Below are 263 nucleotides of genomic sequence, written 5' to 3'. Positions count from 1 at the left end.
CGGAAAAAGCACAGAACAAATTATTCAGAAATTGATGCCTGGCAGTGTAAGATCGAGTGTCGTTATGGTATGGGTAGTTATTAATTTTATGATTTTAACCCCATTTTTATTTCCTCCAACCTTTACTATATACTTATTTGTAATTTTACCTTTTCTTTTGATTGCTAATATATGGGGGGTATGGGTATTTTTTTGTAAACCAAATGAGCCAAGGTTGGCACACATTTTATATAATGGATTTATGGGGCTAACTTTTTCTTTTG

General features: G+C 32.3%; 1 pseudogene. It reads left to right on the top strand.

What is annotated here, in order from left to right:
- A pseudogene (locus ACS2QP_RS27955) lies at positions 1-263 on the top strand (hypothetical protein); the annotation flags it as partial.

It is taken from the genome of Bacillus cereus group sp. Bce019 (assembly GCF_051781745.1).
Classification (GTDB): Bacteria; Bacillota; Bacilli; order Bacillales; family Bacillaceae_G; genus Bacillus_A; species Bacillus_A cereus.
Note: the sequence above shows the minus strand (reverse complement) of the source record. Positions and strands in the feature narration are given on the sequence as shown.